The following is a 24,121-nucleotide window of genomic DNA, read 5'->3' on the forward strand; positions in this document are numbered from 1 at the left end:
TGGGGGCCCGTTGTCATATGGTCCAGTCCATGGGGCGGGCCAGACGGGACAAGGACGGCACCTACAGCGGTGACATGCCGTGCAAGTGGTGCGACACGCTCATCGACCAGGGCGGACGGCGCAGGCCGCGGCTGTACTGCCGGATGGGCCACCGGTGGAAGAACTACGGGGCCCGGGTCGCCCTGCTGATCGGCGCGATTCTCAACTGATCGGGGTTGCGTGCGACACTGGGTGAGCCATGCCTAAGCCCGGAGAACTCACTTTCGTTGCCCCCCGCGGAGCCAAGAAGCCGCCGCGGCACCTCGCTGACCTTTCGCCTGCCGAGCGGAAGGAAGCCGTTGCCGCGGTCGGTGAGAAGCCGTTTCGCGCCAAGCAGCTGTCGCAGCACTACTTCGCGCGGCTCGCGCACGATCCCGCGGAGTGGACCGACATCCCCGCCGGTTCGCGCGAGAAGCTGCGGGAGGCGTTGCTTCCCGAGCTGATGACCGTCGTACGGCATCTGTCGACCGACCAGGACACCACGCGCAAGACGCTGTGGCGGCTGTTCGACGGCACGCTTGTCGAGTCGGTGCTGATGCGGTACCCGGACCGGGTCACCATGTGTATTTCGTCCCAGGCCGGCTGCGGGATGAACTGCCCGTTCTGCGCCACCGGGCAGGCCGGGCTCGACCGGAACCTGTCGACCGGCGAGATCGTGCACCAGATCGTCGACGGGATGCGGGCGCTGCGTGACGGCGAGATTCCCGGTGGGCCCGCGCGGCTCAGCAACATCGTCTTCATGGGCATGGGCGAGCCGCTCGCCAACTACAAGCGTGTCGTTCAGTCCATCCGCGCCCTCACCGACCCCGAGCCGGACGGGCTCGGGTTGTCGCAGCGCGGTATCACCGTGTCGACGGTCGGGCTCGTTCCCGCCATCAACCGGTTTACCGACGAGGGCTTCAAGTGCCGCCTCGCCATCTCGCTGCACGCGCCCGACGACGAGCTGCGCGACACCCTCGTACCGGTCAATACGCGGTGGAAGGTGCGGGAGGTGCTCGACGCCGGGTTCGAGTACGCCGCCAGGTCGGGGCGCCGGCTCTCCATCGAGTACGCCCTCATCCGCGACATCAACGACCAGGCGTGGCGCGGTGACCGGCTCGGCCGGATGCTCAAGGGCAAGCCGGTGCATGTGAACCTGATTCCGCTGAACCCGACCCCGGGCTCGAAGTGGACTGCGTCCCGGCCCGAGGACGAGAAGGCCTTCGTCGAGGCGATCGCCGCGCACGGGGTGCCCGTCACCGTCCGGGACACCCGTGGCCAGGAGATCGACGGGGCGTGTGGCCAGCTCGCCGCCACCGAGCGGTAGCCTGGACGTCAGTAGTTCTGCGTTCAGTAGTGCAGTAGTGCAGTAGTTTCTACATCTTCATATTCCGACAGGGGAGCGCCACAGCGCTGAGAGTGCGGCACCAGACCAATGGCAGGCCGCAGACCCTCTGAACCTCGCCCGGGTCATTCCGGGTAGGAAGTTCGGTCATCACTCATGCTGTTGCGCCCTGCCCGGAGATCTTCGAAGGTCTCCGGGCAGGGCCGCGTCTTCTCCTGGTCACTCCAGGAGGAATTTCGGTGAGCAAGAAGAGTTGCGTGGCTCTGGCCGTGGGCCTCGGTCTGGTCACGTTGTCGGCCTGCGGGTCGTCGAACGACGCGGGCTCCGGCGGGGACTCCAAGTCCGTCACCCTCGTCAGCCATGACTCATGGGCCGTCTCCAAGAACGTACTGAAGGACTTCGAGAAGAAGTCCGGCTACCAGGTGAAGGTCCTGGAGGACGGTGACGCGGGGCAGGCCGTCAACAAGGCGATCCTGTCGAAGGGCAATCCGCAGGGTGACGTCTTCTTCGGCGTCGACAACACCCTGCTGTCGCGGGCGCTCGACAACGGCGTCTTCGCCTCCTACAAGGCCAAGGGTCTGGGCCAGGTGAAGAGCGCGTATCAGCTCGACGCCGGGAAGAACCGCGTCACTCCCGTCGACAGCGGCGACATCTGCGTCAACTACGACAAGAAGTACTTCGCCGACCACAAGCTGGCGCCGCCGTCGTCCTTCGCCGATCTGGCCGAGCCGAAGTACAAGGATCTGCTCGTCACCGAGAACGCGGCCACCTCCTCGCCGGGTCTCGGCTTTCTGCTCGGGTCCGCCGCCCGGTACGGCGACGACAGCTGGCAGGGGTACTGGAAGAAGCTCGTGGCCAACGGTGTGAAGGTCGTCGACGGCTGGGACCAGGCGTACAACGAGGAGTTCAGCGGGAGCGCCGGCGGCAAGAAGGCGGGTGGCGAGCGGCCGCTCGTCGTGTCGTACGCGTCCTCGCCGCCCGCCGAGGCCATCTACTCCGACCCGCAGCCCAAGACGTCGCCGGTCGGTGTCTCGACCGGGACCTGCTTCCGGCAGATCGAGTTCGCCGGGCTGCTCGACGGGGCCAAGAACGAGAAGGGCGGCCGGGCGCTCCTCGACTTCCTGATCTCGAAGGAGTTCCAGCAGGACATGCCGCTCAACATGTTCGTCGACCCGGTGACCGGGAACGCCACCGCGCCCGCCGACTACACGAAGTACGCCGTGCGGGTCGACGATCCCGAGACCATGAGCCCGCGCAAGATCGCGGACAACCGTGACAGCTGGGTCAAGTCGTGGACATCGCTCGTAAGGAAGTAGCGCGAGGAGCGAAGACCCGCGCGGTCCGCGTACGCCGCTCCGGAAGCGTGGCGCGGCTCGGTCTGATGGTCGTGCCCGTCGTGTTCTTCGGTCTCTTCTTCGCGTATCCGGTCGTCGCGATCGTCCGGCGCGGGCTGCACGTCGGCGGCGCCTGGCAGTTCGGGCGGATCGTGGACGTGCTGGGGGAGTCGGACATCCGGCACGTCCTCTGGTTCACGGCGTGGCAGGCGCTCGCCTCGACCGCGCTCACGCTGCTGATCGCGCTGCCGGGCGCGTACGTGTTCGCCCGGCTCGACTTCCCCGGCAAGCAGGTGTTGCGGGCCGTCGTGACCGTGCCGTTCGTGCTGCCGACCGTGGTCGTGGGGACGGCGTTCCTGGCGCTGGTCGGCCGGGGCGGGCTCCTCGACGAGTTGTGGGGCGTCCGGCTCGACACCACGGTGTGGGCGATCCTGATCGCGCACGTCTTCTTCAATTACGCGGTGGTCGTACGGACCGTGGGCGGGCTGTGGGCGCAGCTCGACCCGCGGCAGGAGGAGGCCGCGCGGATGCTCGGCGCCTCGCGGTTCGCGGCCTGGCGCACGGTGACGCTGCCCGCGCTCGGCCCTGCCGTGGCGGCCGCGGCGCTCATGGTCTTCCTGTTCACGTTCACGTCGTTCGGGGTCGTGCAGATCCTCGGCGGGCCGGGCTACTCGACCCTCGAAGTCGAGATCTACCGGCAGACCGCGCAGATCTTCGACCTGTCGACCGCGGCGGTCCTGACGATCGTGCAGTTCGTCGCGGTGGGGCTCATCCTCGCAGTGCACGCCTGGACCGTGCGGCGGCGGGAGAGCGCGTTGCGGCTCGTCGACCCCGCGCACACCGCGCGCCGACCGCGCGGCGCGGGTCAGTGGGCCCTGCTGGGCGGGGTGTTGGCGTCCGTCGTCGTGCTGATCCTGCTGCCGCTGGGCGTGCTCGTGCAGCGCTCGCTCGACACTCCGGGCGGGTACGGGTTCGCGTACTACCGGGCGCTGGGCGACGCCGACGGCGGCACCTTCCTCGTGCCGCCCATCAACGCCATCGGGAACTCGCTGGAGTACGCGCTCGCCGCCACCGCCATCGCGCTGGTGATCGGCGGGCTCGCCGCAGCGGCGCTGACCCGGCGGGCCGGGCGGCTCGTGCGCGGGTTCGACGCGCTGCTGATGCTGCCGCTCGGAGTGTCCGCGGTGACCGTCGGCTTCGGGTTCCTCATCACCCTCGACAAGCCGCCGCTCGACCTGCGGGCGTCCTGGATCCTGGTGCCGCTCGCGCAGGCCCTGGTCGGCGTGCCCTTTGTCGTACGGACCATGCTGCCGGTGCTGCGGGCCGTCGACGGGCGGCTGCGGGAGGCCGCGGCCGTGCTCGGGGCCTCGCCGCTGCGGGCCTGGCGGGAGGTCGATCTGCCCATGGTGCGCCGCGCGTTGCTGGTCGCGGCGGGGTTCGCGTTCGCCGTGTCCCTCGGCGAGTTCGGGGCGACCGTGTTCATCGCGCGGCCCGACAACCCGACCCTGCCCGTCGCCGTGGCGCGGCTGCTCGGCCGGGCCGGTGACCTCAACTACGGGCAGGCGATGGCCCTGTCGACGGTCCTCATGGTCGTCTGCGCCGTCTCCCTGCTGCTGCTCGAACGTATGCGGCCCGCACGGGCCTCGACCGGGGAGTTCTGATGGCGGCCTTGCTCGCACTCGACGAAGCGACCGTACGGTTCGGCGGGCGCGCCGCCCTCGATGCCGTGGACCTGGAGGTCGCCGAGCACGAGATCGTGTGCGTCCTGGGACCCAGCGGCAGCGGCAAGTCGACACTGCTGCGGGCCGTCGCGGGCCTCCAACCTCTCGACGGGGGCCGGGTGTTGCTGGGCGGACAGGACCAGGGCGGGGTGCCCGCGCACAAGCGGGGGGTGGGCCTGATGTTCCAGGACCACCAGCTCTTCCCGCAGCGGGACGTCGGCGGCAACGTCGCTTTCGGGTTGCGGATGCACGGCGCGAGCCGCGGTGAACAGGCGTCCCGTGTGGGGGAGTTGCTCGAACTCGTCGGTCTGCCGGGCGCCGAGCGGCGGGCCGTGGCCGCACTGTCGGGCGGTGAGCAGCAGCGCGTCGCGCTCGCCCGGGCGCTCGCGCCGCGGCCCCGGCTGCTGATGCTGGACGAGCCGCTCGGCCAGCTCGACCGGTCGCTGCGCGAGCGGCTCGTCGTCGAACTGCGGGAATTGTTCGGCGAGTTGGGCACCACCGTGCTCGCCGTCACGCACGACCAGGGCGAGGCCTTCGCGCTCGCCGACCGGGTCGTCGTCATGCGCGACGGACGGATCGCGCAGTCCGGCACGCCCCTCGACGTGTGGCGGCACCCGGCCGACGAGTTCGTGGCCCGCTTCCTCGGCTTCGACAACGTCGTCGAGGCCACGGTGTCGGTCTCGGGCGACGCCGCGGACACCCCCTGGGGCAAGGTGCCGGTGCCGCCCGGCTCGCCGCCGGGCCCCGGCACGATCCTCGTACGGCCCGCGGGCGTACGCCTGGTCGCGGCCGCCGACGCCCAGGTGACCTGCACCGTCGCCGCCCGCACCTTCCGCGGCACGCATGTCGCCCTGCGGTTGCAGCCCGGCGACGGGCCCCGGCTCGAAGCGGCCTGCGCGCTGCGCGAGGCGCCGGAGCAGGGTGCCGAGGTGGGCGTCGCCTTCGACGCGGCGGAAATCGTGGTGCTGGGCGGGGGACCGGCTACGTAGGGTCGGCGCATGACGACACCCGCGCCGCAACCGACCGGCCAGCTCTCCCATGACCGATTCTGCGACGAAATCATCGTGCAGACGGGGCTGTTGAGGGAGCATCTGGCCGGCGTCGACCTCTCCGCGACCGTGCCGACCTGCCCCGACTGGAGCCTGCGCGAACTCGCCGGACACGTCGGCCGCGCCCACCGCTGGGCCGAGGCGATGGTACGCACCCGGGCGGCCGAGGCGCTGCCCGAGGACGAGGTGCCGGACCGCGCCCCGTCGGGCGGCGACCCCGCCACGCTCGGCACCTGGCTCGGCGACGGGGCCGGGCGCCTCGCGGAGACGCTGCGCGCCGCCGGGCCCGACACCGCCTGCTGGAGCTGGGCCTGGCAGCAGGACTCCGGGTTCTGGGCCCGCCGGATGGTCCACGAGACGGTGATCCACCGGGCCGACGCGGCGCTCACCACGAAGGCCGACTACGCCGTGGCGCCCGAGATCGCCGCCGACGCGATCGACGAGTGGCTGCGGATCGTGCGCTTCGTCCAGGACGTCGAAGCCCGGGACTCCGCCCAGGAGCTGAAGTCCGACGGGCGCACCCTGCACCTGCACGCCACCGACACCGCACCGGACCTGGCCGCCGAGTGGCTGATCGAGCTGCGTGACGAGGGCGTCGTCTGGCGCCGCGACCACGCGAAGGCCGACGTCGCGCTGCGCGGCCCGCTGACCGCCGTGCTGCTCGCCTTCTACCGGCGGGAGCCGCTCGACAGCGGACGGGTCGAGGTGCTCGGTGACCGGTCGCTGCTGGACTTCTGGCTGGAGCGGGCGTCGTTCGGGTGAGGCTCAGGCCGTGAACGGGTGACCGGGCCCTATGAGGCGGGCCGGACCAGGCCCGTCTCGTAGGCGGCGATCACCGCCTGCGCCCGGTCGCGCAGCTCCAGCTTGGCGAAGAGCCGGTTGATATGGGTCTTCACCGTGTGGTCGGTGATGGTGAGCCGGTCGGCGATCTGCGCGTTCGACAGGCCGCGCGCGATCAGGACGAGCACCTCCGCCTCGCGGGTGGTGAGCCCCTCGACGCTGCGGTGCAGCGGTGCGGTGGCGCGCTGGCGCGTGAACTCGGCGACCAGACGCTTGGTGATCTCCGGGGACAGCAGCGCGTTCCCGGCCGCCACCACCCGTACGGCGTGCAGGAGTTCGGGGAACGTGGCGTCCTTGAGAAGGAACCCGGACGCGCCCGCCGCGAGCGCCTCGTACACGTATTCGTCGAGCCCGAACGTCGTCAGCATCAGCGCCTTCGTCGCGCCTCCGGACGCGTCGAGGATGGTGCGGGCCGCCTCGATACCGTTCGTGCCGGGCATCCGGATGTCCAGGAGCACCACGTCGGGGCGGTGCTCCGCGGCGAGCCGCACGGCGTCCGCGCCGTCCTCGGCCTCCGCCACCACCTCGATGTCCGGCTGGGTCGCGAGGAGGCCGGCGAAGGCGGTGCGCACGACCGCCTGGTCGTCGGCGACCAGCGTACGGATGACAGAAGGGCTCGCCGTCACCACGGCAGCACCGCCTCCACCACGAATCCGCCGTCCCGGCCCGGTCCTGCGCGCAGGCTGCCGCCGACCAGGGCGGCACGCTGACGCATGCCGGGCAGGCCGTGGCCCGGGGGCTTGGTGGGGGAGGACGCGTCGGGCCCCGGTCCGTCGTCGGTGATGCGGATCATCAACTGGTCTCTCCCATAGGCGAGTTCGATGCGGGTGCGGGCCCCGGTGGCGTGTTTGCGCACGTTCGTCAGGGACTCCTGCACGATCCGGTACGCCGACAGCTCCCACGCGGCGGCCAGCGGCACCCGCTCCCCGGTCACCGTCAGCCCGGCGGCGCCGCCCACCGTCCGGTGCTGCTCGATCAGGTCGCCGAGACGGTCCAGCGAGGGCTGCGGGGCCGTCGCCGCGTCGCCGTCCTCGTGCAACACGCCCAGCAGGCGGCGCAGTTCGGCCATCGAGGAGCGGGCCGTGCCGGCGATCTGCTGGAAGCCGTCGCGGGCCCCCGGTGACAGATCCGGGGTCGTGTACGTGGCGCTCTCCGCCCGCACCGCGATCATCGACACCGAGTGGGAGACGATGTCGTGCAGCTCACGGGCGATCACCGCCCGCTCCGCCTCCGCCGCCTGTCGCCGCTCCATGGCGATCAACTGGGCCTGTGCCAGCGCCCGTTCGTTTTCGGCCCGCTCACGGGAGCGGACCGCGTCGCCGAGCGCGACGGCCGCCAGGACGAACGCCGACACACCGAACGTCTCCGTGAACAGGCTCAGGGCGCCCGCCTGGCCGAACGCCGGTATGTCCGGCAGGCGGTCGACCCGGGCCCAGCTCGTGATGTGCACGAGATTCACGCTGAGCGCGCCGAGGGTACCGCCGGCCACCAGGAGCGCGGGGTGCAGAACGCGGTGCCGGCCCAGGACGTAGCAGCCCATCGGGCCGCAGATCATCGCCGAGATCGACAGGGCCGTGTCCGCGCCGAAGCTCACCAGGGCGGCGGCGACGGTGAGCAGGGCGACGGCCGGGCAGGCGCGGCGCCACATCAACGACACCGCGCACACCAGGATCGCGGTCGTCATGGTGGGCGAGCCGGGGTAGACGGTCAGCTCCGCGAGCGTGCCGACGGTGAGCGCGGCGCCCGTGACGTACGGATAGGACGGGGCGCCGGTCCAGGTCGTCCAGGCCGCCGCGGCGGTCCGGTGTGGCGTGCTCATGCCTCCGATTGTGTCCGGCATCGGACGGGTCGGGCGTCGCCGCGGGGGTGGAGATCGCCCGGCGCTGTCATGCCACGGGTTGAGGCGTCGGTGCGGCCCGTCGGGCGACGCGCGCGGATCCGCCGCTCCCTAGCGTCGAGGACATGTCTGCACCGGTTTCCCACCGCACGCTCGTCGTCACCAATGACCTGCCGCCACGGCAGGGCGGCATCGAGGTCTTCGTCGACGGACTGCTGCGCCGCTTCCCCGCGGACAGTACCGTCGTCTACGCCTCCGCGGAGCCCGGCGCCGAGGCGTACGACCCGAGCCTGCCGCACCCGGTCGTCCGGGACGCCGCCCGCACCCTGCTGCCCACCCGCGGCACCGCCGAGCGGGCCGTCGCCCTGGCCCGCCGCTTCGGCTGCGACAGCGTCTGGTTCGGGGCGGCGGCACCGCTCGGGCTGCTCGCCGGGGCGCTGCGCCGCGACGCCGGGGTGCGCCGGGTCGTCGCCACCACGCACGGGCACGAGGTGTGGTGGGCGAAGGCGCCGGGCAGCCGGGCCCTGCTGCGCCGCGTCGGGGCGGGCGCGGACGTCGTCACGTACCTCGGGGACCGTACGCGGCGGGCCATCGCGCCGGTACTGCCGCCGGGCACGGAACTCGCGCGGCTCGTGCCCGGTGTCGACGCCGATGCCTTCAGGCCGGGGCTCGACCCGTGGCCCGTACGCGCCCGGCACGGCATCGGGGAGCGGGAGCCCGTCGTGCTGTGCGCCGCCCGGCTGGTGCCCCGCAAGGGGCAGGACACCCTCGTGGAGGCGCTGCCGATGGTGCGGCGCGTGGTGCCGGGGGCCCGGCTGCTGCTCGTGGGTGCGGGCCCGTACGAGCGCAGGGTCCGACAACTCGCTGCGAAACACGGCGTGTTGGATGCCGTGGTGTTCGCCGGAGGGCGTGCGCACGCCGAACTGCCGGGGTACTACGCCGCCGCCGACGTGTTCGCGATGCCGTGCCGCACCCGCCGGGCCGGACTGGAGGTGGAGGGGCTCGGGATCGTCTTCCTGGAGGCCGCCGCCGCCGGGCTGCCCGTGATCGCCGGGAATTCCGGCGGTGCGCCCGAGACCGTACGAGAGGGAGAGAGCGGGTACGTGGTCGACGGCCGGTCGCCGGCCGCCGTCGCCGACCGCGTCGTACGGCTGCTGCTCGACCGGGAGTTGGCGCGCGAGATGGGCGCCAAGGGGCGGGACCGCGTACTCCGGGAGTGGAACTGGAAAAGGTCGTACGCGGCGCTGGCCCACCTGCTCGGCCGATGACGCCCCGTACGACCCCTTCAGAGTGCTAGCGCTGGGCCGCACCGCGCTTGCGCAGGGCGAACACCACACCGCCGCCCGCGACGACGAGCGCCGCGGCGATGCCGGCGAACAGGCCGGTGTTGCTGTTGGCGCCGGTCTCGGCGAGGTCCGAACCGCCGGCCGGGGAGGCCGAGTTGCTCGGGGCCGGGGCCGCCGGGGTGGCCGACTCGGAGGCCGACGGGGTCGGCTTGGCCGTCTCGGCCGGCTTCGTCGTGCTCGGCGCCGGGGAGGACGGCGGGGTGGACGCCGGCGGGGTCGGCTTCTCGGTGGCGCAGGCCGTCGCCGGGGTGGTGACGCCGCCCTTGATGTCGTCGTCCACGTTGTACTTGTCGGTCTTCACGTGGACGCGGTACTGGGTGTTCGGGGCCCAGTTCTCCTTGAACGTGACGGTGGTGCCCTCCTTGGAGCCCGTCACGGTCTGGGTGCCGACGAGCTTCTCATCGGCGCCCGACCCGGTGAACAGGGTGATGGTGGCAGGCGTCCCTGAGGAGTCGACGTCCTTGACGGTGATGACGCCCTGGTCGCCGTCGCAGGTGGCCTCGGCGGAGAACTCACTGATGTTGCACGCCGAAGCGGAACCGGCGACGCCCAGCGTGAGCGCCGTCGCGGCGGCCGCGACTCCGGCGAAGCGCGCGGCGCGTGCGGATATACGGGGGGTTACGGACACGGTTGTCCTTCACGGGATAAAGTGCAGAAAACGGTGGGTACTGTGAGGGAACGCGTAGCTCTCACCTCAGCACCCTCACGGTCCCCTCACGTTTACAAGTGGTTATAACGAAGCGTCAATACGCAGAGGGCACCCGGAGTTCAGTCTTGACCTGTACTTGACCTTCGTTACCTCAAACCATCCGCTCCAGCGCCTCGCCCGCCTCTTCCACCGAGTCGACGAGTGCGATGCGCGACTCCATCGACCGGCCGCGCGCGAGCGCCTGCAGCAGCGGCCACGCCGGCAGCCGCTCCGTCCAGTGGGCCCGGTCGACGAGCACCATCGGGGTCGGTTCGCCGCGTGATTCGTAGTAGTTGGGCGTGGCGTTGTCGAAGATCTCCTGGACCGTGCCGGCCGCGCCGGGCAGGAAGATGACGCCCGCGTTCGAGCGGGCCAGCAGGCCGTCCTCGCGGGTGGCGTTGGCGAAGTACTTGGCGAGGTGCGCGGCGAACGCGTTGGGCGGCTCGTGCCCGTAGAACCAGGTGGGGATGCCGACCGAGGTGCCGCCGCCGGGCCACCGCGAGCGCACGTCGAACGCGGCGCCCGCCCAGTCCGTCACCGACGGCGTGAACGACGGCTGCTTCGCGAGGAGTTGCAGCGCCTCGTCCAGCACGCCGTCGGCGAAGGGCGTCGCGTACGCGCCCAGGTTCGCCGCCTCCATCGCGCCCGGGCCGCCGCCCGTCGCCACCGTGAACCCGGCCCGCGCCAGCGACCGGCCGAGCCGGGCCGCCCCGGCGTACTCCTGGGTGCCGCGCGCCATCGCGTGACCGCCCATGACGCCCACCACCCGGGCGCCGACGAGGAGTTCGTCGAGGGCGTCGGAGACCGAGTCGTCGTGCACGGCGCGCAGCATGGACGCGAACACGTCCCCGTCGGACTTGGTCCGCTGGAACCAGGCGTACGCGCGGGCGTCCGGCGTCGCCTCGTACCCGCCGGGGCCGGACAGTCCCTCGAAGAGTTCGTCGGGCGTGTACAGGTGGCCCCGGTACGGGTCGAACGGGAGGCCGGGGACCGGCGGGAAGACCAGGGCCCCGGCGGCCCTGACCTGAGCGGCGGCCGCCGGGTCCATGGGGCAGCCGAGGAAGACGGCGCCCGCGACGTCCGCGGCGAGCAGCCGGTCCGTGCGGTCCGTCAGGTCGACGGCCTGCACCCGGTGGCCGGCGAGGGTGCCCCGCGCGGCGACGGTCTCGTCGAACTCGGCGAGCGTCTCGATCTCGCGGTCGGAGGTGGTCCCGGGCGTGGGGGACGGTTCGGATGCCCGTGATGATGTCGGCTGCACCCGCCCATGCTAAGAGCCGGTCCTGGTACGACATCGGGCGCGTCGCCAAACACGGCCCCCGGCCCGGGAGTTGTTCAGCTCTGGATCGCCGACGGGTCCATCCACGCGACCTCGAAGGTGTGGCCGTCCAGGTCGTCGAAGGCCCGCCCGTACATGAAGCCGTGGTCCTGCTTCTCGCCGTGCTCGGTGCCGCCCGCCGCGAGGGCCCGCTCGACCAGCTCGTCGACCTTCTCGCGGCTCTCCGCGCTCAGACACAGCAGCACCTCGCTGCTCTTGGCCGAGTCGACGATCGTCTTCTGGGTGAAGCCCGCGTACTTCTCCTTCGTCATCAGCATGAACACGATGGTGTCGCTGATCTCCACGGCGGACGCGGTCTCGTCCGTGAACTGCTGGTTGATGGAGTAGCCCAGCTCCGAGAAGAACTTCTTCGCGGCGTCCAGGTCGTTCACGGCCAGGTTCACGAAGATCATCTGCTGGTACATGGGGCCCGTCGCCTTCTGAGTCGGTCGGTGTCGTCCTCGCATCCAGGACTCCTGTGCGGGACTCGTACGCAGGATTAGACGGGCCTCGGAGGCAAAAGTCATCGCGAGGACAGGGGAATGGCCGAAAGTTCCGAGACGACCCAGGTCAGCGACCCGAAGACGGCCAGCAGAGCACCTGCGCGCAGGGCCGCGGCGCCGCGCAGTATCGTCGCCGGCGCACCGAGCCGCAGCAGCGCGGAGGTGGTGTGCCTGCGGGCCTGGCGGGCCTCGACGGCCGCCGTCCCCAGCGTGGCGAGGGCGCAGCCGACGACGAGCGTCGCGCCCAGCGCCGACAGCGGCCCGAGGCCGGGTGCCGCCGTCCCGGCGTGCGCGGACAGGACGTTCGCCGCGTACGCCCCCGAGGCCACCGCGCAGACGACGCCGAGGGGGCGCCCGATGCGCTGCGCCTCCTCCTGCAGCACCCGCCCGGCGAGCAGCCGGACGGCTCCCGGGCGCACCGCCTGCAGTGCCCGCCCGCACAGGTAGGTGAGGCCGGGGCCGGCGAGCGCGAGGCCGAGCGCGGTCAGCGCCCAGCCGGCCAGGACCCCGCCGGGGCTGCCGCCGAGGCCGCCCGGCATCGGCGGCCCGTCGCCGCCGCGTGCGTGCGAGGCGTACGTCTCCACGGCCAGCCCGGCGGCGAGCAGTGCGACGCCCCACGGCAGTCCGGTCGGCGCGGGGGTCGGCTCCGCGGCCGGCTGCTCGGGCTCGTCGGTCGCCGCCCTGCCGGGCCCGGCGGGCTTGGTGGTCCCCGGGCGCAGCACCACGGCGCTGGCGCCGGACGCGGCCAGCGGCACGAAGGTCAGCAGGGTGAGCGCGGCGGCCAGCGGCAACGGCCGGTCCGAGGCGAGGAGTTGCCGTGCCGCGCCGTCGAACGGCAGCCCCGAGAGGTCGCCGCGCAGATGCAGGAAGAACAGCAGCGCCAGCATCGAGCCGAGCGTGCAGGCGACCGCCGTGGAGATCGCGGCGAGGAGGGTGAGGCGGGCCGGGCCGAGGCCGACCGCGGACAGGCCGGGGCGGGGTTTCGTCGCGGGGTCCGAGCGGGCCACGGCGACGGCGAAGTACACGGTGGCGGCGAGCGGCACGACACACCAGGCCAGGCGCAGCGCGGCGTTCGTGGAGGCCTCGGGGTGGCCCATCGCGTAGCCCAGCGTGCACAGCAGCAGGAAGCCGGTGCCCGCGGAGGCAGCGGCGACCAGGAGTCTGCGGAGCTGGACCAGGGGACGGGCGCCGCGGGCTAGACGGAGAGCGAGCACTCGGCCCGGCCTTCCGTCTCGGCGGCCCCCGCGGGCAGGTGCACGGTGGTGACGCGGCGTCCGTCGAGCAGCGACACCGTGCGGTCGGCGAGCGCGCTGACCTCGGGGTCGTGCGTGGCCAGGACGACGGTGATGGCGTGCGAGCGGGCCGCCGCCGTCAGCGTGCGCAGGACGTGCGCGCGGTCGGCGCGGTGCAGGGTCGCGGTCGGCTCGTCGGCGAAGACGACGTCCGGGGCGTGCACCAGGGCGCGGGCGATGGCGACGCGCTGCCGCTCGGCCATCCGCAGGGCGCCGGGGCGTTTGCGGGCGAGGTGGCCGACGTCGAGCCGGTCGAGCCACTCCTGGGCGGCGGTCTTGGCGGGGCGCCGGGCGGTGCCGCGCAGCATCAGCGGCAGGGCGGTGTTCTCCCAGACGTTCAGTTCGGGGACGAGGGCCGGCTCGGGGTCGATCCAGCCGAACCGGTCGCGGCGCAGCCGCTCGCGCACCAGCGGGCCCATGGTGTGCACCGGGGTGCTGTTGAACCACACCTCGCCGTCGCGCGGCAGGAGCTGGCCCGACAGGCACCGCAGCAGAGTCGTTTTTCCGGCGCCGCGCGGGCCGCTGACGGCGAGGATCTCGCCCTCGCGGACACCGAGCGAGACACCGGTGAGCGCGGGCGAGCCGTTGTGGGAGACGTGCAGGGCGCGTGCCCAGAGCACGTCGTTGTCCGGCGGGGCCACCATGGCGTACACCTCGGTTCAGATCAGTTGCCTTCCCCCATACGGGGGAACGAAGGCGGGGCCGATCGGTCACTGGGCACGGTAGGTATCCATGAGCGGGCGCCGGAGAAAGGACGCGGCCCGGCCGCCCCCATCTCACTCGGATGGGCGCAGCCGGGCCGTCGTTCGAAGGCTGATCAGATCTTCGCCCAGGCCTCCGTGAGGACCTGGCGGACGATCCCCTCGATCTCGTCGAACGTCGACTGGTCCGAGATCAGCGGCGGAGAGAGCTGGATGACCGGGTCGCCACGGTCGTCGGCGCGGCAGTACAGGCCGTACTCGAAGAGCTTCTTGGAGACGAAGCCGTAGAGCACGCGCTCCGACTCCTCGTCCGTGAAGGTCTCCTTGGTGGCCTTGTCCTTGACGAGCTCGATGCCGTAGAAGAAGCCGTTGCCGCGGACGTCGCCGACGATCGGCAGGTCGTGCAGCTTCTGCAGCGTCTGGAGGAAGTTCGCCTCGTTGTCGAGCACGTGCTGGTTGAGGCCCTCGCGCTCGAAGATGTCGAGGTTGGCGAGGCCCACCGCGGCCGACACGGGGTGGCCGCCGAAGGTGTAGCCGTGCAGGAAGGTGTTGTCGCCCTTGTAGAACGGCTCGGCGATGCGGTCCGAGATGATCGCGGCGCCGATCGGGGAGTAGCCCGACGTCATGCCCTTGGCGCAGGTGATGATGTCCGGCACGTAGCCGAACTTGTCGCAGGCGAACATCGTGCCGAGGCGGCCGAAGGCGCAGATGACCTCGTCCGAGACGAGCAGTACGCCGTACTGGTCGCAGATCTCGCGCACGCGCTGGAAGTAGCCGGGCGGCGGCGGGAAGCAGCCGCCGGCGTTCTGCACCGGCTCGAGGAAGACGGCCGCGACCGTCTCCGGGCCCTCGAACAGGATCTCCTGCTCGATCTGGTCGGCGGCCCAGCGGCCGAAGGCCTCGGGGTCGTCGCCGTGGATCGGGGCGCGGTAGATGTTCGTGTTCGGCACCTTGTGCGCGCCCGGGACGAGCGGCTCGAAGGGCGCCTTCAGGGCAGGCAGGCCCGTGATGGACAGGGCGCCCTGCGGGGTGCCGTGGTAGGCGACCGCACGCGAGATGACCTTGTACTTCTGGTGGTTGCCGGTGAGCTTGTGGTACTGCTTCGCCAGCTTCCACGCGGTCTCGACGGCCTCGCCGCCACCAGTGGTGAAGAAGACCTTGTTGAGGTCGCCCGGGGCGTGGTGGGCCAGGCGCTCCGCCAGCTCCACCGCCTTGGGGTGGGCGTACGACCAGATGGGGAAGAACGCCAGCTCGGCCGCCTGCTTGGCAGCGACCTCGGCGAGCTCGCGACGGCCGTGACCGGCCTGGACCACGAAGAGGCCCGCGAGCCCGTCGAGGTACTTCTTGCCCTGGTCGTCCCAGATGTAGGTGCCCTCGCCACGCACGATGGTGGGAACGGGCGCGTTCTCGTACGACGACATCCGCGTGAAGTGCATCCACAGGTGGTCGTACGCGGTTCGGCTGAGGTCCTTGCTCACGGCTATCGGGTTCCCCACATATAGGTCTGCTTCTTGAGCTTGAGGTAGACGAAGCTCTCGGTGGAGCGCACGCCGGGAAGGGCCCGGATGCGTTTGTTGATCACGTCCAGAAGGTGGTCGTCGTCCTCGCAGACGACCTCCACCATCAGGTCGAACGAGCCCGCGGTCATCACGACGTACTCGCACTCCGGCATGGCCGTCAGCGCGTCGGCCACGGGATCGAGGTCGCCCTCGGCGTTGATCCCGACCATCGCCTGCCGGCGGAAGCCCACGGTGAGCGGGTCCGTGACGGCGACGATCTGCATCACGCCCTGGTCGAGCAGCTTCTGGACGCGCTGGCGCACGGCCGCCTCGGAGAGGCCCACGGCCTTGCCGATGGCGGCGTACGGGCGCCTGCCGTCCTCCTGGAGCTGCTCGATGATGGCGAGGGAGACGGCGTCCAGCGGCGGACTCCCGCCGTTCCTCTGACGGGGTCCCTTGGGATCTGCGCTGCGACTGGCCACGACGTCACTCTGCACGAGGACTCGACAGTTCCGCAAGCCCGGATCGATGTTATTCGTTGTCTACGCGTCCGATCGTCACGGATTTCGTAGGTGTGGGGCGGTGGGGGGTGTCGAAAACGTCGGTGCACGGATTAGGGTGGGTGTCTCAAGCAGTGGACATCCGTCTTTTCCGTCATTTCCATCCGCAAGGAGGCCGGTCAGTGACCACCAGTGAGCTGCGTCGTCTGCGCAATTACATCGATGGCGAGTTCCGGGACGCCGCCGACGGCCGGACCACCGAAGTGGTCAACCCGGCCAACGGCGAGGCGTACGCGACCGCCCCGCTGTCCGGGCAGGCCGACGTCGACGCCGCCATGGCGGCCGCCGCGGCCGCGTTCCCGGCCTGGCGCGACCTCACCCCGGCCGAGCGCCAGAAGGCCCTCCTGAAGATCGCGGACGCGTTCGAGGAGCGGGCCGAGGAGCTCATCGCGGCCGAGGTGGAGAACACGGGCAAGCCCATCGGGCTCACCCGGAGCGAAGAGATCCCGCCGATGGTCGACCAGATCCGGTTCTTCGCGGGCGCCGCCCGGATGCTCGAAGGCCGTGCGGCCGGTGAGTACATGGAGGGGCTCACCTCCATCGTCCGGCGCGAGCCGATCGGCGTCTGCGCGCAGGTCGCGCCCTGGAACTACCCGATGATGATGGGCGTCTGGAAGTTCGCGCCCGCGCTCGCCGCCGGCAACACGGTCGTGCTGAAGCCGTCCGACACCACGCCCGCCTCGACGGTCCTGATGGCCGAGATCATCGGCTCGATCGTCCCCAAGGGCGTCTTCAACGTGGTGTGCGGCGACCGCGACACGGGCCGCGCCATGGTCGAGCACCCCACCCCGGCGATGGCGTCCATCACGGGCTCCGTGCGCGCCGGCATGCAGGTCGCCGAGTCCGCGGCCAAGGACCTCAAGCGCGTCCACCTGGAGCTGGGCGGCAAGGCCCCGGTCGTCGTCTTCGAGGACACCGACATCGCCAAGGCCGTCGAGGACATCTCGGTCGCGGGTTACTTCAACGCCGGGCAGGACTGTACGGCCGCCACGCGCGTCCTCGTGCAGGAGTCGATCCACGACGAGTTCGTGACCGCGCTCGCCAAGGCCGCCGCCGACACCAAGACCGGCCAGCCGGACGACGAAGACGTGCTGTACGGCCCGCTCAACAACCCCAACCAGCTCAAGCAGGTCTCCGGGTTCATCGAGCGGCTCCCCGCGCACGCGAAGGTCGAGGCCGGTGGCCACCGGGTCGGCGAGAAGGGCTACTTCTACGCCCCGACCGTCGTCTCGGGCCTCAAGCAGGACGACGAGATCATCCAGAACGAGGTCTTCGGCCCGGTCATCACCGTGCAGTCCTTCACGGACGAGGCGCAGGCCACCGAGTGGGCCAACGGCGTGGACTACGCCCTCGCCTCCTCGGTGTGGACCAAGGACCACGCGCGCGCGATGCGCATGTCCAAGGTGCTCGACTTCGGCTGCGTCTGGATCAACACGCACATCCCGCTGGTCGCCGAGATGCCGCACGGCGGCTTCAAGAAGTCCGGCTACGGCAAGGACCTGTCCGGGTACGGCTTCGACGACTACACGCGCATCAAGCACGTGATGACGTCGCTGGACGCGTGAACCTCACCTATCCGGAGGTCGGCGCGACCCTGACGGCATCGGCGGACAGCCAACTGCCGTCGGGGTACGCCCACTTGGACCGCCGCATCCGGCTCGGCTCGGGCACGGAGTGCTTCGAGCGGGCGGGAGCGGCGGTTCTCGCGTGGCGGGCGCAGCGCGGAGCCGGCCTTCGGGTGACACCTGGCGGCGACGCGCTCAAGGGGTCGGACGTCGTGATGCGGCTGCTGTGGCTGCGCATTCCCTGCCGGGTGGTGACGGTGGTACGCGACTCCGACCGCATCGGTTTCGCGTACGGGACGCTGCCCGGGCACCCGGAGTGCGGCGAGGAGGCGTTCGTCGTGACACGGGACGCCGACGACTCCGTCTGGTTCCGGATCAGGGCGTTCTCACGGCCCGGGCGCTGGTACACCCGGGCTGCCGGGCCTGTCGGGCGGGCTGTGCAGGGATGGATGACCGGGCGGTATCTGCGGGCGGTGGCCCGCCGGTAAACACGGTGCGTCCCGCGCCGGCCCGGCCGTACTGTGAGCTGCGCGGGGGCGGCTCCGCGGCGTGCTTCCTTCTCTTCTCTCTTTGCAAAAGAATCGTAGTGCGCCCACTTCCCGCCCCCGCGTTGTCGTGAACGCACGGGGGTGAGCGGGACATGGACCAGGAGATCGCGGCGCTCATACTGCGCCGGCGCCAGCAGGTGCACGTGACGGAAGGCGCGGGTCCGACCGCCGCGGTCGCCGCCGGAGTCGTCGTACTGGAAGCCGAACTCGCCGGTCTCGGGCACCTCTTGACCGCCCCGCTGCGCCGCGCGCTCGGCGCGCTCGACGCGGACGCCCTCGCCCGGACCGGGACGCGGCTGCTCGCCGACGTCGCCGCGCTCACCGGCGCCGACCGGCACCACACGCCGCTGTTCCGGAGCTTCCCGCAGGACGTCCCGTACCAGCGGGCACACCGCCTCTACGCGGGCCACATCCTCGCCGCGCTCGGCGCGCAGCCGCATCAGCCGTGCATGGACTGCGGCCGCCCGGGCCGCGGGGTGCGGGCCGTCGCCCCCTGCGCGCACCTGGTGTGCGCGTCCTGTCTGGCCGAGACCGACTTCGGGTGCTGCGAGGACTGCTGCACCTGGTACGTGTGCCCCGTCTGCGAGACGCGGTACGACACCGACGGACCGGTGCGGCCCTGGCTCGACGTCCCCTCCGTCGAGGGCGACCGCGACATCCTGCGCACCCTCGGCCTGTGCACCTCCCCCGACGATGATGCCGCCGCCGAGCTGCGCGCCCTGCTCGCCCGCCGCACACCCCTCGACCCGCAGGACCACGACGACCTGGTCCTGCTGCTCAACTCCCGCGATCCCACCGTGCTTTCGCACGCCCTGCCGCAGGAGATCCCCGTACGCGAATCCAAGGCGCTCGTCCTCGCACTGCTCGCCGAACACGAGCCGGACGCGCTGGACGGGTACATCGACACCGCCACCGACGTGCTGCGGCTGCTCGTCGTGCGCTCCGGCGGCGACCCGGACCTGCTGGAACCCGTACGGCTGCGGAGCGTGCCGCGGGCGCTGCGGCGCAGGCTGCTCGGTGCCGTCGACCGGCTCGACCTCCGGTCGGCGGGCGCGGACATGCAGCGTCGGCCGGGTGCGTTCAAGCGGGTCGGCGAGGTACTGCACCCCTTCGAGCACGTCCGCCGCCACCCGCGGGCGGCCCTCGCCTTCGCCGTGCTGCGCGGCCTGAAGCTCGCGGACGAGGGGGAGTTCACCGACGCTCTGCTGCAGGAGGCCGCGCGGCACGACGGCGCCGTCCGGCTCGCCGGCGACCGGCTGCGCCTGGACACCTGGGCGGGCGGGGTCGAGGGCGCCCTCGCGTCCTGGGACATCCCGCGCGCCACCGAGCTGCTGCGCGAGCGCCCCGGCGAACTGCTGCGCCGGCTCGACGTGCTGCTGTCCCGGTCCGTGGCGGCGGGGACGCCGGAGCTTCTCGCCGAGGCGCTCGGCGAGGCCCTGCCGGGGGCCGGCGTCGGGCCGCTCCTGGGTGCCTGGGGCAAGCTCGCGGTGCGCACGGTCCCCGGGCACCGGCGGGTGTTCTTCCCGCGCGGCCGCGTCACGAAGGCCTACGCGATCGACGACCACCGGCCGCCCCTGCCCCGGCGCGCGGCGGACCGTGCCGCCGAGCTGATCGAGGCCGAGGCGGTGCGGCGGATGGACGTGCCGGACGACCGCTACGACGTCGCCGTGCTCGACGCGGGCCTCGCCGATCTGCCGGTGCCGTACGCCGAGCGGGCCTCGGCCGCCTCGCTCGTGGCGGTGCCGCGCGGCAGTTCGCTGCGGCTGCCCGCGCCGGGCGACGGACGCCGCCTGCGGCTCTTCCTGCACTGGAAGCAGGCGAAGGGGCAGCGCGTCGACCTGGATCTGTCCGTCGCCTTCTACGACGACCAGTGGCGGTTCGTCGGGCTCTGCGACTACACCCGCCTGGAGTGGGGCGGCGAGGCCGCGCTGCACTCCGGCGACCTCACGTCGGCGCCCGCGCCGCACGGCGCCACCGAGTACGTGGACCTGGACCTCGGGCGCCTGCGCGGCGTGGGGGTGCGGTTCGCGGTGCCCGTCGTCCTCGCGTACAACGACGTGCCCTTCGACCGGCTCCCCGATGCCTTCGCGGGGTTCATGGGGGTCGAGCGGGGTGCGCGCGGGAGATTCGACGCGCGCACCGTGCGGCAGCGCTTCGACCTCGCCGGTGACGCCAAGGCGCTGGTGCCGATGGTCGTCGACCTGCGGACCCTGCGCGGCTGGTGGGCCGATGTGACGCTGCCGGTCGGCGACGGGAACCACAACGTGTGGCGGCACAAGGACAGCCTGCGCCGCATCGGGCGCGACCTGCTCGACGCGTTCCAGGCGGGCGACCGGGCGACGCTGTGGGACGTGGCGTGCTGGGCGGCGGCCGCACGGACGGACGGCGACATCGTCGTACGCGGCCGGGGCGCGGCCCACTGGGTCTACCGCCGGGCCGAGGGCGAACCCCGCGCCGAGTTCGCCCTGCGGGTGCGCGAGGGCTGGGAGCCGGACCAGGTGTGCGCCCCGGCCGAACTCCCGGGGCGGCGTGTCCTCGCCGCCGTGGAGTACGCCGAGCTGACGGATGTCCTGGCGGACTCGGGAACCCTGTACCGGCTGTTCCCGGGCGAGGCCGACGCGGCCGGGCTGCACCGCGTGACGGCCGGGGACCTGGTGGGTTGGCTGGCCCCGGGCGGGAGTTGAGGGGGCGTCGCGGGTCGACAGGGTGTCGGCTGGGGCGCGGCCCGCTCGACGCAGCGTCCATTGCCGGGGACCGGACAGCGGCGGCATCCTGCGTGCGTGCGAGCCAACCGCGTCACCTCCCAGGTCACCCGTCGTTCCCTGCTGCGCGCCCTGGGCGGTGGTGCCGGGGCCGCGGCGGTCGGCGCTCTCGCGACGGGGTGCGGGGTGCCCGCGGCGTATGTGAAGCCCGGGGACCGCGCCGGGCAGGACCTCTCCGCCGCGGACAAGCGGCTCACCTGGGCGAACTGGCCGCTCTACATCGACGTGGACGACGACAACGCGTCGCGGCGGCCGACCCTCGACGCGTTCGAGAAGCGGACCGGCATCCAGGTCGAGTACACCGAGGAGATCAACGACAACGACGAGTTCTTCGGCAAGATCAGCCCGTCGCTGATGAACCACCAGAAGACCGGCCGCGACCTCCTCGTCATCTCCGACTGGATGTGCTCACGGTTCGTACGTCTCGGCTGGGTCCAGGAGATGGACCGTACGCGCCAGCCGAACGTCACCAAGTACCTTGACCCGCTGCTCCGTTCGCCCGCCTTCGACCCCGGCCGCGAGTACACCGTGCCGTGGCAGTCCGGCATCACCGGCATCGCGTACAACAAGCGCCGGCTCGGCCGCGAGATCCAGCACGTCTCCGACCTGTGGTCCGACGACCTGAAGGGGCGCGTCACGCTCCTGTCCGGCCTCGACGAATCCTTCGCGCTCCTCATGCAGGGCAACGGCGTCGACATCACCAAGTGGACCGCCGACGACTTCCACACGATCTGCGACCAGGTCGAGAAGCTCGTGAAGTCGAAGCACATCCGCCGCTTCACCGGCAACGACTACATCAAGGATCTCTCCAGCGGCGACGTACTGGCGTGCCAGGCGTACAGCGGTGACGTCATCCAGCTGCAGGCCGACGACCCGGACATCGGGTTCGTCGTCCCGGAGGAGGGCGCGGAGCTGTGGGCGGAGTCCCTGATGATCCCCGACCTCGCCGACCACAAGGCCAACGCCGAGCGCCTGATCGACTACTACTACGAGCCCGAGGTCGCCGCCGAACTCGCGGCCTGGGTCAACTACGTCTGCCCGGTCCCGGCCGCCAAGGACGTCCTGGCCTCCTCCAAGGACAAGGAGACCGCCGAACTCGCCGAGGACCCGCTGATCTTCCCCGACGACACGATGCGCTCGCGCCTCGCGATCGCGCGGGACATCAGGCCGTCGGAGCGCACGGAGTTCGCGAAGCGGTGGAACGCGATCGCCGGGCTGTAGGGCCTCGGGTATCAGCGCCCCGTGGCTGTCAGGCCGGTGACCAGCGCGGCCAGGCTGTCCAGCTGCCGGTCGAAGGTGTCCGCGCCGGTCGGCGGACCCCCGACCGGCCGCCGCGCTCAGGTGTCGCGCAGGGCCGTCAGCACGTCCATCAGCATGTCGACGCGGTTCGTCGTGATCGAGTCCGCTCCCGCGTCGAGCAGCCGCCGCATCGACCGCCGTGTGTCCGGTGTCCAGGCGGAGACCAGGCAGCCGTCGCGGTGGACACGGGCCGCCAGCTCCCGACTCACCAGCGGGAAACGGTAGTTGAGCCAGCGCGGGCGGACCGCGTCGAGCAGCGGGCGGCGCGGCGGGGCCAGACTCGTCCAGGTCAGGGCGATCTCGGCGGCCGGGTCCGCGGCCCGCACCTTGAGCATCGTCGCGGCACCCGCGCAGTAGTAGGCGCGCTCCTCGGCGCCACACTCCCGGATGACACCGACGACCGTGCGGACCGCCGTGGCGTCGGCGCCGGGCAGATCGACCATCACCCGGCTGCCTGCCGTGTGCGCGAGCGCGTCGACGAGGGTGGGGACGCCGCCCGCCGTCAGACCACGCACCTCGTCCGCGGAGAGCGCGGACAGCGGGCGGTCGTGCTCCCACAAGCGGTTGAGCGTCGAGTCGTGGAGGAGTACGGGAACGCCGTCACGGGTCAGGCGTACGTCGATCTCCACCGCGTCCGCGCCCCTTTCCAGCGCCGAGCGCAGGGAAGGGAGGGTGTTCTCGCGGACGCGGTAGGGATCGCCCCGGTGGGCAACGGCAGTCACGGTGCGCATGCCCACCATTGTGTGGCGTGGAGCGTGTGGAGCGCGTGCTTACGCGTCGGCGAGCCAGCGGTCCGTGTACGTGTCGATCTCCGCGGCGATCCGGGCCTTGCCGGGCTCGTCGAGGAAGGAGGCGTGCACCGCGTTCTTCGCGAGGCCGGCCAGACCGCGCTCGTCGAGATCGAGGAGGCGGGCCGCGACCGCGTACTCGGTGTTGAGGTCCGTGGAGAACATCGGCGGGTCGTCCGAGTTGATCGTGACGGGCACGCCCGCGTCCACGAACTGCCGCAGGGGATGCTCGTCGAGGGTGGCGACCGCGCGCGTCGCGATGTTCGACGTCGGGCACACCTCCAGCGGGATCCCGTGTTCGGCGAGGTGCGCGAGCAGCTTCGGGTCCTGGGCGCTGGACGTGCCGTGGCCGATGCGCTCGGCGCCCAGATACGTCAGGGCGTCCCACACCGTCTCGGGGCCGGTCGTCTCGCCGGCGTGCGGTACGGAGCGCAGGCCCGCCGCGATCGCACGGTCGAAGTACGGCTTGAACTGCGGCCGGGGCACACCGATCTCGGGGCCGCCGAGCCCGAACGAGACCAGGCCCTCGGGGCGCAGCGCGTCGTCCGTCGCGAGCCGCGTCGTCTCCTCGGCCGCCTCCAGGCCGGCCTCGCCGGGGATGTCGAAGCACCAGCGCAGGACCGTGCCGAACTCCGACTCGGCGGCCTTGCGGGCGTCCTCGATGGCCTCCATGAACGCGCGGGCGTCGATCCCGCGGCGGGTGGAGGAGAACGGGGTGAGGGTCAGCTCGGCGTAGCGCACGTTCTGCCGGGCCATGTCGCGGGCCACCTCGTACGTGAGGAGGCGGACGTCCTCCGGCGTACGGATCAGGTCGACCACGGACAGGTACACGGTGATGAAGTGCGCGAAGTCGCGGAAGGTGAAGAACTCCGCGAGGGCCTCGGGGTCGCTGGGCACCGCCGAGTCGGGGTGCCGGGCCGCGAGCGTCGAGACGATCCTGGGTGAGGCGGAGCCCACGTGATGCACGTGGAGTTCGGCTTTCGGCAGTCCGGCGATGAAGGTCTGCAGGCTCTGGCTCACGGATTCCTCCCCAGGAACTCGGGTGATCGGCTGATCGGGGTTCCCCGCATCGTATGCGGGCCCCGGTCGCGGTCCACCGAGCGGGCGGGGT

Annotated in this window: 22 protein-coding genes and 1 riboswitch; of the genes, 11 read left to right on the forward strand and 11 right to left on the reverse strand. The window is 71.8% G+C overall.

Going from position 1 to position 24,121, the window contains the following annotated elements:
- Positions 1 to 29: 29 nt before the first annotated feature.
- The 6 genes from AB0J02_RS27720 (at position 30) to AB0J02_RS27745 (ending at position 6,229) form a co-directional block, all read left to right on the forward strand.
- Positions 30 to 209 (forward strand): hypothetical protein, encoded by a 180-nt coding sequence (locus AB0J02_RS27720; protein ID WP_363196488.1) that lies wholly within the window; start codon positions 30 to 32, stop codon positions 207 to 209.
- Positions 210 to 238: 29 nt separating this feature from the next.
- Positions 239 to 1,345, forward strand: coding sequence for a 23S rRNA (adenine(2503)-C(2))-methyltransferase RlmN (gene rlmN / locus AB0J02_RS27725; RefSeq protein WP_363196489.1), 1,107 nt, complete (start codon positions 239 to 241; stop codon positions 1,343 to 1,345).
- 59 nt (positions 1,346 to 1,404) lie between these two features.
- Positions 1,405 to 1,522, forward strand: a riboswitch (TPP riboswitch).
- An 80-nt stretch (positions 1,523 to 1,602) separates the two neighbouring features.
- A complete protein-coding gene (locus AB0J02_RS27730) occupies positions 1,603 to 2,679 on the forward strand; it encodes a thiamine ABC transporter substrate-binding protein (protein ID WP_363196490.1) in 1,077 nt (358 codons plus the stop codon).
- 65 nt (positions 2,680 to 2,744) lie between these two features.
- Positions 2,745 to 4,358, forward strand: a complete 1,614-nt coding sequence (locus AB0J02_RS27735) for an iron ABC transporter permease (RefSeq protein ID WP_363196571.1) — start codon at positions 2,745 to 2,747, stop codon at positions 4,356 to 4,358.
- Complete coding sequence (locus AB0J02_RS27740) at positions 4,358 to 5,407, forward strand: ABC transporter ATP-binding protein (protein ID WP_363196491.1); 1,050 nt, start codon at positions 4,358 to 4,360, stop codon at positions 5,405 to 5,407. The genes AB0J02_RS27735 and AB0J02_RS27740 overlap by 1 nt, the downstream gene beginning before the upstream one ends.
- 9 nt (positions 5,408 to 5,416) lie before the next feature.
- Positions 5,417 to 6,229 carry a maleylpyruvate isomerase family mycothiol-dependent enzyme gene (locus AB0J02_RS27745; protein ID WP_363196492.1) on the forward strand — a complete coding sequence of 271 codons (813 nt, stop codon included), beginning with the start codon at positions 5,417 to 5,419 and terminating at the stop codon, positions 6,227 to 6,229.
- A 29-nt stretch (positions 6,230 to 6,258) separates the two neighbouring features.
- On the opposite strand, the gene AB0J02_RS27750 is transcribed toward AB0J02_RS27745, so the two are convergent.
- The gene (locus tag AB0J02_RS27750; RefSeq protein WP_363196493.1) at positions 6,259 to 6,936 is read right to left on the reverse strand and encodes a response regulator transcription factor; all 678 of its coding nucleotides are present in this window, start codon (positions 6,934 to 6,936) and stop codon (positions 6,259 to 6,261) included.
- On the reverse strand, positions 6,930 to 8,126 hold the full coding sequence (locus tag AB0J02_RS27755) for a sensor histidine kinase (protein ID WP_363196494.1): 1,197 nt from the start codon (positions 8,124 to 8,126) through the stop codon (positions 6,930 to 6,932). Before AB0J02_RS27755 ends, AB0J02_RS27750 begins: the two co-directional genes overlap by 7 nt.
- Before the next feature lie 143 nt (positions 8,127 to 8,269).
- On the opposite strand from AB0J02_RS27755, the gene AB0J02_RS27760 reads away from it, so the two are divergent.
- Entirely contained in the window at positions 8,270 to 9,412 is a 1,143-nt protein-coding gene (locus AB0J02_RS27760) for a glycosyltransferase family 4 protein (protein WP_363196495.1), read from the forward strand.
- Between the two features lie 25 nt (positions 9,413 to 9,437).
- On the opposite strand, the gene AB0J02_RS27765 is transcribed toward AB0J02_RS27760, so the two are convergent.
- From AB0J02_RS27765 to AB0J02_RS27795, 7 genes are all read right to left on the reverse strand, one after another.
- Complete coding sequence (locus AB0J02_RS27765; RefSeq protein ID WP_363196496.1) at positions 9,438 to 10,118, reverse strand: LAETG motif-containing sortase-dependent surface protein; 681 nt, start codon at positions 10,116 to 10,118, stop codon at positions 9,438 to 9,440.
- Positions 10,119 to 10,290: 172 nt separating this feature from the next.
- Entirely contained in the window at positions 10,291 to 11,436 is a 1,146-nt protein-coding gene (locus AB0J02_RS27770; RefSeq protein ID WP_363196497.1) for an LOG family protein, read from the reverse strand.
- A gap of 74 nt (positions 11,437 to 11,510) precedes the next feature.
- Complete coding sequence (locus AB0J02_RS27775; RefSeq protein ID WP_363196572.1) at positions 11,511 to 11,918, reverse strand: VOC family protein; 408 nt, start codon at positions 11,916 to 11,918, stop codon at positions 11,511 to 11,513.
- Between the two features lie 98 nt (positions 11,919 to 12,016).
- On the reverse strand, positions 12,017 to 13,210 hold the full coding sequence (locus AB0J02_RS27780) for a hypothetical protein (RefSeq protein ID WP_363196498.1): 1,194 nt from the start codon (positions 13,208 to 13,210) through the stop codon (positions 12,017 to 12,019).
- Complete coding sequence (locus tag AB0J02_RS27785; protein WP_363196499.1) at positions 13,192 to 13,932, reverse strand: ATP-binding cassette domain-containing protein; 741 nt, start codon at positions 13,930 to 13,932, stop codon at positions 13,192 to 13,194. Before AB0J02_RS27785 ends, AB0J02_RS27780 begins: the two co-directional genes overlap by 19 nt.
- A 173-nt stretch (positions 13,933 to 14,105) precedes the next feature.
- Positions 14,106 to 15,485, reverse strand: coding sequence for an aspartate aminotransferase family protein (locus AB0J02_RS27790; RefSeq protein ID WP_363196500.1), 1,380 nt, complete (start codon positions 15,483 to 15,485; stop codon positions 14,106 to 14,108).
- Entirely contained in the window at positions 15,470 to 15,985 is a 516-nt protein-coding gene (locus AB0J02_RS27795) for an Lrp/AsnC family transcriptional regulator (protein ID WP_363196501.1), read from the reverse strand. The genes AB0J02_RS27790 and AB0J02_RS27795 overlap by 16 nt, the downstream gene beginning before the upstream one ends.
- Positions 15,986 to 16,170: 185 nt before the next feature.
- Between AB0J02_RS27795 and AB0J02_RS27800 the strand changes: the two genes are divergently transcribed.
- The 4 genes from AB0J02_RS27800 to AB0J02_RS27815 all read left to right on the forward strand — a co-directional run bounded on the left by AB0J02_RS27800 (position 16,171) and on the right by AB0J02_RS27815 (position 22,144).
- Complete coding sequence (locus tag AB0J02_RS27800; protein ID WP_363196502.1) at positions 16,171 to 17,613, forward strand: gamma-aminobutyraldehyde dehydrogenase; 1,443 nt, start codon at positions 16,171 to 16,173, stop codon at positions 17,611 to 17,613.
- A complete protein-coding gene (locus AB0J02_RS27805; protein ID WP_363196503.1) occupies positions 17,610 to 18,101 on the forward strand; it encodes a DUF1990 domain-containing protein in 492 nt (163 codons plus the stop codon). The genes AB0J02_RS27800 and AB0J02_RS27805 overlap by 4 nt, the downstream gene beginning before the upstream one ends.
- 152 nt (positions 18,102 to 18,253) lie before the next feature.
- Positions 18,254 to 20,845, forward strand: coding sequence for an MXAN_6230/SCO0854 family RING domain-containing protein (locus tag AB0J02_RS27810; protein WP_363196504.1), 2,592 nt, complete (start codon positions 18,254 to 18,256; stop codon positions 20,843 to 20,845).
- 96 nt (positions 20,846 to 20,941) lie between these two features.
- A complete protein-coding gene (locus AB0J02_RS27815; RefSeq protein WP_363196505.1) occupies positions 20,942 to 22,144 on the forward strand; it encodes a spermidine/putrescine ABC transporter substrate-binding protein in 1,203 nt (400 codons plus the stop codon).
- Positions 22,145 to 22,260: 116 nt separating this feature from the next.
- On the opposite strand, the gene AB0J02_RS27820 is transcribed toward AB0J02_RS27815, so the two are convergent.
- Together AB0J02_RS27820 and AB0J02_RS27825 are read right to left on the reverse strand one after the other, a co-directional pair.
- Positions 22,261 to 22,953 carry a glycerophosphodiester phosphodiesterase gene (locus tag AB0J02_RS27820; RefSeq protein ID WP_363196506.1) on the reverse strand — a complete coding sequence of 231 codons (693 nt, stop codon included), beginning with the start codon at positions 22,951 to 22,953 and terminating at the stop codon, positions 22,261 to 22,263.
- A gap of 39 nt (positions 22,954 to 22,992) precedes the next feature.
- Positions 22,993 to 24,057: an adenosine deaminase gene (locus tag AB0J02_RS27825; protein ID WP_363196573.1), complete on the reverse strand. Its 1,065-nt coding sequence runs from the start codon at positions 24,055 to 24,057 to the stop codon at positions 22,993 to 22,995.
- Between the last annotated feature and the right edge of the window lie 64 nt (positions 24,058 to 24,121).

The sequence above is a fragment of the Streptomyces sp. NPDC050264 genome, assembly GCF_040655895.1.
In the GTDB taxonomy this organism is placed as follows: domain Bacteria; phylum Actinomycetota; class Actinomycetes; order Streptomycetales; family Streptomycetaceae; genus Streptomyces.

What these genes read in the sequence shown, in the direction of transcription:
- AB0J02_RS27755 (WP_363196494.1), bottom strand. Translation starts at nt 8,126, where the DNA reads ATGAGCACGCCACACCGGACCGCCGCGGCGGCCTGGACGACCTGGACC.
- AB0J02_RS27760 (WP_363196495.1), top strand. Translation starts at nt 8,270, where the DNA reads ATGTCTGCACCGGTTTCCCACCGCACGCTCGTCGTCACCAATGACCTG.
- AB0J02_RS27720 (WP_363196488.1), top strand. Translation starts at nt 30, where the DNA reads ATGGGGCGGGCCAGACGGGACAAGGACGGCACCTACAGCGGTGACATG.
- AB0J02_RS27820 (WP_363196506.1), bottom strand. Translation starts at nt 22,953, where the DNA reads ATGCGCACCGTGACTGCCGTTGCCCACCGGGGCGATCCCTACCGCGTC.
- rlmN (WP_363196489.1), top strand. Translation starts at nt 239, where the DNA reads ATGCCTAAGCCCGGAGAACTCACTTTCGTTGCCCCCCGCGGAGCCAAG.
- AB0J02_RS27735 (WP_363196571.1), top strand. Translation starts at nt 2,745, where the DNA reads ATGGTCGTGCCCGTCGTGTTCTTCGGTCTCTTCTTCGCGTATCCGGTC.
- AB0J02_RS27810 (WP_363196504.1), top strand. Translation starts at nt 18,254, where the DNA reads ATGGACCAGGAGATCGCGGCGCTCATACTGCGCCGGCGCCAGCAGGTG.
- AB0J02_RS27775 (WP_363196572.1), bottom strand. Translation starts at nt 11,918, where the DNA reads ATGTACCAGCAGATGATCTTCGTGAACCTGGCCGTGAACGACCTGGAC.
- AB0J02_RS27785 (WP_363196499.1), bottom strand. Translation starts at nt 13,932, where the DNA reads ATGGTGGCCCCGCCGGACAACGACGTGCTCTGGGCACGCGCCCTGCAC.
- AB0J02_RS27740 (WP_363196491.1), top strand. Translation starts at nt 4,358, where the DNA reads ATGGCGGCCTTGCTCGCACTCGACGAAGCGACCGTACGGTTCGGCGGG.
- AB0J02_RS27745 (WP_363196492.1), top strand. Translation starts at nt 5,417, where the DNA reads ATGACGACACCCGCGCCGCAACCGACCGGCCAGCTCTCCCATGACCGA.